This is a genomic window from Pseudomonas sp. RIT-PI-o (assembly GCF_001297215.1).
Classification (GTDB): Bacteria; Pseudomonadota; Gammaproteobacteria; order Pseudomonadales; family Pseudomonadaceae; genus Aquipseudomonas; species Aquipseudomonas moraviensis_A.
The window spans coordinates 494,925-500,782 of sequence record NZ_LHPA01000011.1; the positions used below are offsets into that span (position 1 = coordinate 494,925).

The 5,858-nt window shown below is 61.1% G+C and carries 4 protein-coding genes and 1 pseudogene; 1 reads left to right on the forward strand and 4 read right to left on the reverse strand.

The window, feature by feature from the left end; genetic code table 11:
- Positions 1 to 14 precede the first annotated feature (14 nt).
- Both ycaC and AEQ63_RS04830 read right to left on the reverse strand, forming a co-directional pair.
- Positions 15 to 644 carry an isochorismate family cysteine hydrolase YcaC gene (gene ycaC, locus AEQ63_RS04825; RefSeq protein ID WP_064361986.1) on the reverse strand — a complete coding sequence of 210 codons (630 nt, stop codon included), beginning with the start codon at positions 642 to 644 and terminating at the stop codon, positions 15 to 17.
- A gap of 130 nt (positions 645 to 774) precedes the next feature.
- Positions 775 to 1,701, reverse strand: a complete 927-nt coding sequence (locus AEQ63_RS04830) for a Gfo/Idh/MocA family protein (RefSeq protein ID WP_064361987.1) — start codon at positions 1,699 to 1,701, stop codon at positions 775 to 777.
- A 248-nt stretch (positions 1,702 to 1,949) separates the two neighbouring features.
- On the opposite strand from AEQ63_RS04830, the pseudogene AEQ63_RS27065 reads away from it, so the two are divergent.
- A pseudogene (locus AEQ63_RS27065) lies at positions 1,950 to 2,666 on the forward strand (helix-turn-helix transcriptional regulator); the annotation flags it as partial.
- A gap of 16 nt (positions 2,667 to 2,682) precedes the next feature.
- Here the strand turns inward: AEQ63_RS27065 and AEQ63_RS04835 are convergent.
- Both AEQ63_RS04835 and macA read right to left on the reverse strand, forming a co-directional pair.
- The gene (locus tag AEQ63_RS04835; RefSeq protein ID WP_064361988.1) at positions 2,683 to 4,641 is read right to left on the reverse strand and encodes a MacB family efflux pump subunit; all 1,959 of its coding nucleotides are present in this window, start codon (positions 4,639 to 4,641) and stop codon (positions 2,683 to 2,685) included.
- Between the two features lie 2 nt (positions 4,642 to 4,643).
- The gene (gene macA / locus AEQ63_RS04840) at positions 4,644 to 5,792 is read right to left on the reverse strand and encodes a macrolide transporter subunit MacA (protein WP_042609572.1); all 1,149 of its coding nucleotides are present in this window, start codon (positions 5,790 to 5,792) and stop codon (positions 4,644 to 4,646) included.
- Positions 5,793 to 5,858: the final 66 nt, after the last annotated feature.

Consider the following 5,858-nt stretch of genomic DNA (forward strand, 5'->3'; position numbering starts at 1 on the left):
TAGTTAGCGATGACTCACTTCTGCTGCGTCAGCGCCGAGTAGCTGTTCATCAGGTTGCGGTAGTTGGGGATGCGGTGCGACAGCAGATTACCCAGGCCTTCAATGTCGTTGCGCCAGTCGCGGTGCAGCTCACAGGCCACCGAGAACCAGTTCATCATCTGCGCGCCAGCCTGAGTCATGCGGCTCCACGCAGCTTGCTGAACAGTGGTGTTGAAGGTGCCGGACGCGTCAGTCACCACAAACACATCAAAACCTTCCGCCAGCGCCGACAGGGTCGGGAACGCTACGCACACATCCGTGACCACACCGGCAATGATGATCTGCTTGCGCCCGGTGGCCTTGATTGCCTTGACGAAATCTTCGTTGTCCCAAGCGTTGATCTGACCAGGGCGAGCGATGTACGGCGCGTCCGGGAACATCTCTTTCAGCTCCGGTACCAGCGGGCCGTTCGGACCTTGTTCGAAGCTGGTGGTGAGGATCGTCGGCAGGTCGAAGAACTTCGCTAGATCCGCCAGCGCCAGCACGTTGTTCTTGAACTCGTTCGGCGAGAAATCCTGCACCAGCGAGATCAGACCGGTCTGGTGGTCAACCAGCAGCACGATAGCGTCGTCTTTGTTCAGGCGGTTGTAGGTTGGAGTGGTCATGGTGTACGTCCCTTTTCAAGTTTGAAGTTTTGTTGTTGCGTTCAAGTTGGGTACAGATTACTGACGCACAGCAAAGGGATAAATCGGCTGAAAAGCGTTTCACCGTCCACTCAAACCGGACAATCGAGCCTTAATCGTAAAAGGGCTCAACCAACGCCCGGCTGCCGACAAAGAAACTGTCCGCCACCAGGCGCAACGGTTGCAGATCCAGGTCGCTGGCCTTGTCGCCGATCAGTTGCTGGAAGTGGCGGTAGACCGCTGCGTACTCGCCCTCTTCCGATACGCTTTGCCGGACGCCGTCGATGCTCAGGACGGCACCGCCGTTGTCCAAGCGCAGGACGCCTTCGGCGCAGCGGATTTCGATGCTCCACAGTTCGTCATGACCATGGTCGAAATCGAACTCGGCGCGCACGTCGAGCCGACGCGCATCGGACATTTTGATCGAGGCGGCAATCGGCGACTGGCAGTTGCTCGGCACGCGCAGTTCGGCGGCTTCGACGAACAGCGGCAGTGCCAGCAGGTGGGTGATGATCGACAAGGCGTTGATGCCCGGATCGAACACACCCAGGCCGCCCGGTTGCCAGATCCACGCTTGACCCGGATGCCACTTGCGTACGTCTTCTTTCCAGTCGATCTGCACGCTTTGCAGGGTGCGGCTGGCGAGCCAGTCACGGGCGGCGGCGATGCCCGGCGCATAGCGCGAGTGCCAGGCGAACAGAGCGCTGACGCCTTGCCCGGCGACTTGATCGACCAAGGCCATGGCCTCGCCCAATGTCGCACACGGCGGTTTTTCCACCAGCGCGTGCTTGCCGGCCGCCAATGCCTGTTGCACCAGCGCGAAGCGCCCCTGCGGCGGCGTGCAGAACGCAATCGCATCGACGGTCGGGCCGTTCTCGAGCAGCTCGCCCAGCGACTGGAAATTTTCCACCCCGGCGCAAGGTTTGCCCTGGGTGGCGACCGCCACCAGCTGGAATGCCGGGTTGGCGAGGATGGCGGGGACGTGTTGATCCTGGGCGATCTTGCCGTAGCCCACCAGGCCGAGACGAATCGGTTGCATTACAGACTCCTGTTGTTGTTTTGGTCTTTGCAGCGCAGCGGCAAGAGTACGTGTTTCTGCGCTAGCCTCCAATCGTCATACTATTTAAATCGCGCATCATCGCAACGCACACATTGGCGCTTGATTAAACGCAAGTTGAAACGTTGTACTAGGATAGGATCCAAACCTGCAGATTTTTTCCGGCCAAGGAGCTCTACGCCGGGTGCCGCAGAAACACGCCCCGCCCAATGCCACTCACGGATGAAGACATGAACTCACACCTGTTCCCGCACATCGGCAAGGTCATCGCCAGCACCGGCAGCCGCCATTTCCCGCGCATGCTGCATGACTTGATCCGCACGCAACTGGCGGTGGATGCCACACATATCCGCCAGATGCGCGTCGAACCGGTGACGCAGCGCTGCGAACCCGAGCCGATGAAGGACGAGGCGCTGCGAGCCGATACCCTGTTCAGCGAGCACAGCGACCGACCGCCACCCGAGCCATCCTCGACCGCAGCCGACGCCACGCAATTGCACCTGACCCGGCGCAAGGACGGTTACCGCTACGTGATTTCGGTGTACCGCAACGATCAGTCGGAACGTTTTTCCGCTCAGGAACGCAGCCTGTTGCAGGACATCTCCCCGGTGCTGCTGCCGATGGTGGAAAAACACATCAACGCTGTGCAGCCGCTTGAAGTCGATGCGCAAAGTCTGGCGCCAGCCAGCGAAACCAGCGGGCTGGAGACCCTGCGCCTGCGCTTCAACGAGCGTTTGCAGCAGTTGGGGCTGAAACTGTCGAACCGCGAAAGCGAAGTGTGCATCGGCCTGCTCGCCGGGCACACCGCGCCGGAACTGGCCGCGCAGTTGCAGCTGAAGGTCAACACCGTCGAGAGTTACCTCAAGCGCGCCGCGATCAAACTGGGCATCAGCGGCCGGCACTCGCTGATGAAGTGGATGTATTCGCCGCAGGACAGCCCGGCCTCCCCCTGCCCACGGGAGGTCAGTCCCGCGCCAGCGCTTCGATCGGGTCGAGCCGCGAAGCGTTGCGCGCGGGTACGAAGCCGAACACCACACCGATCAGGGTCGAACAGAACACCGCCGTCATTACCGAGGCCATTGAAAACACCATCTCCCATTCCTTGATGAACAGCGAAAACAGATGGCCGATGGCATACGACAGGGAAATGCCGATCGCGCCACCGATCAGACAGACCATTACCGCTTCCACCAGAAACTGCTGACGAATGTCCGATTGCCGGGCGCCGACCGCCATCCGAATACCAATCTCGCGAGTGCGTTCGGTCACCGACACCAGCATGATGTTCATCACCCCGATGCCACCGACCACCAGCGAAATCACTGCGATCAGTGACAGCAGCAACGCCAGCGAGCGGCTGGTCTTCTGCACGGTCTGCATGATGCTGTCGAGGTTGTTGGTGAAGAAATCCTTGGTGCCGTGACGCTGCAGCATCAGTTTGTTGACGTTGTCTTCCACCACTTTGCTCGGCTGGCCATCCTTGATGCGCACGCTGATGCTGTCCAGATAACGCTGGCCCAGCAGGCGCCCGGCAGCGGTTTCGTAGGGCACCCAGACGTTAAGCGATTTGCTCGCGGCAAACAGGTTCTTGTTCTCCGCCGCCACACCGATCACCGTGCACGGCAGATTGCCGATCAGGATCACCTGCCCCAGCGGATCGACCTGCTCGCCGAACAGGCGCTGGCGGGTCTTGTGATCGATGACCACCACTTGGGCCTGCCGCCGCGCATCGCTTTCGCTGAAGTGAATGCCCGCGGCCATCTTGATCCCGCGCACCTGGAAGTACAGATCGCTGACGCCATTGACCTGCGCATCGACATCGATATTGCGGTAACGCAACAGCAGATTGCGCCCGACCACTGGCGTCGCACTGTCGACGTAATACAGCTGATTGAGCGCTGCAACATCGGCGGGCACCAGGGTTTCGATGGCGGCGGATCGGCTGTCGCCGAAACTGGTCCCGGAATAGATATCGATGGTGTTGCTGCCGATCGCCTGAATGTCCTTGAGCACGTAACGCTTGGCGCCCTCGCCGATCGCCGAGATCGATACCACCGAAGTGATACCGATGACGATGCCGAGCATGGTCAGCAAGGTGCGCATGCGATGAGAAATCAACGCGACCCAGGCCATCTTGAAGGCTTCCTTGAACAGCCCGAGGCTGGCGACCAGACGCCGCGCTGCGGTCGCGTGCGGCGCGAGCCGATCGTCGTTCGCCGACGCGTCACTGTCCGGCACATTACGGCGGTCGCTGAGGATTTCGCCGTCGCTGACCTCAATGATCCGCTCGGCATTCGCCGCGACTTTCGGGTCGTGGGTCACCAGGATCACCGTGTGCCCGGCGGCGTGCAGCTCTTGCAGAATGTGCATGACCTCCTTGCCGCTGGTGGTGTCGAGGGCGCCGGTCGGTTCATCGGCGAGGATCACTTCACCGCCGTTCATCAACGCGCGGGCAATGCTCACGCGCTGCTGCTGCCCCCCGGAGAGCTGGCTCGGCCGATGCGTCAGATGTCGCTCCAGACCCAGCCGCGCCAACAGCTCACGGGCGCGGGCATGGCGTTGCGGCTCCGGTGTTCCGGCGTAGATCGCCGGAATCTCGACGTTGTGCATGGCGCTGAGGTGCGGCAGCAAGTGATAACGCTGGAAGATGAACCCGAAGTAATCGCGGCGCAGTTCCGCCTGCGCCTCGCTGTCGAGGTCGCGGGTTTCCCGGCCGTTGATTTTGTAACTGCCCGCGGTGGCGTAATCCAGGCAACCGAGAATATTCATCAGGGTCGACTTGCCAGAGCCAGACGCACCGATGATCGCCACCATTTCCCCGGCGTGGATCGTCAAATCGATGTTTTTCAGCGCCAGGAATTCGCGGTCGCCCGCTGTAAAGCTGCGGGTGATGCCGCTCAGTTGCAGCAGGGCTTCGGCCATGGTCAGGACCCCGCCACGGCGGACACCGGATCACCGATCACCACGCGGTCGCCTTCCGCCAGGCCGTCGTTGATCTGCACCTTGACGTTGTTGTTGATCCCGACCTGCACCGTGCGAACCTGGGCCTGGCCCTTGGCGTCGAGCACCCGCACCGGATAGCTGCCGTCACTGTTGCGCGCACCGAGCGCCGCCACCGGAATGGTCAGCACGGACTTGGCGGTGTCGAGCACCACGCGGACTTGCGCAGTCATGGAAATGCGCAGGCGATGATCCGGGTTCGGCACCTCGAACAGTGCGTTGTAAAACACCGCCGTGTTCTGCTTCGGCGTCCCGGCCGGAGGCGTTTCGAGGAAGTTCTGCGGTGCCGGTTCAGTGCCGCGCAGCTTGCCGTAGTAACGCTTGTCCTCGCCAAGAATGGTGAAATACACCTCCTGCCCCGGCGCGATGTGAATCACATCCGCTTCCGAGACCTGCGCCTTGACAGTCATGGTGTCCAGATCAGCCAGTTTGAGCAGGATCGGCGCCAACTGGTTAGCGATGACAGTCTGGCCTTCCTGGGTGACGATACCGACCACATCGCCGTCGATGGGCGCAATGATTCGCGTATAGGCCAGATTGACCTTGGCGGTGTCGATCTGAATGTGCGCACTCTTGATCTGCGCGTCCAGCGACAACAGGTTGGCCTGCTGCACTTCGTAATTCGATTGCGCGGTTTCGAAATCCTGACGGGAGATCGAAGCGTCCTCCTGCAAATTCCGATAACGCTCGAACAACGCCTTGGTCTGGCGCAACTGGGCCTGGGTCGCACGCTTCTGCGCTTGCAGGTTCTCTTCGTCGACCTGGGCCTGACGCAGTGTGTTCTGCAGTACCAGTGGATCGATTTCCGCCAGCCACTGGCCCTTCTTCACTTTGTCGCCGACCTTGACCTTGAGCGACTTCAGTTGCCCCGACACCTGCGCGCCGACATCGACCTGCTTGATGCCCTCGAGCAACCCGGTGGCGAGTACCGCGTTCTCGATATCACCGCGCTCCACCGTCGCGGTCAGATACTGCGGCGCCTCCGCCGGTGCCTGCACCGCGTACAACAACAACCCGGCCACCGCCGTCAGCGCCACACCCATAGCGACTTTGCGCAACTTCGACTTTTCCATAAATGACCACAAATCCGTTCAGGGTTGAGCCCGGCCAGCGACCGGGCTGCAAGACGTCCACATCAA

Bases quoted from the DNA above. Each gene is read 5' to 3' on its own strand.
- AEQ63_RS04830 (WP_064361987.1), bottom strand. From the start codon at position 1,701: ATGCAACCGATTCGTCTCGGCCTGGTGGGCTACGGCAAGATCGCCCAG.
- AEQ63_RS04835 (WP_064361988.1), bottom strand. From the start codon at position 4,641: ATGGCCGAAGCCCTGCTGCAACTGAGCGGCATCACCCGCAGCTTTACA.
- macA (WP_042609572.1), bottom strand. From the start codon at position 5,792: ATGGAAAAGTCGAAGTTGCGCAAAGTCGCTATGGGTGTGGCGCTGACG.
- ycaC (WP_064361986.1), bottom strand. From the start codon at position 644: ATGACCACTCCAACCTACAACCGCCTGAACAAAGACGACGCTATCGTG.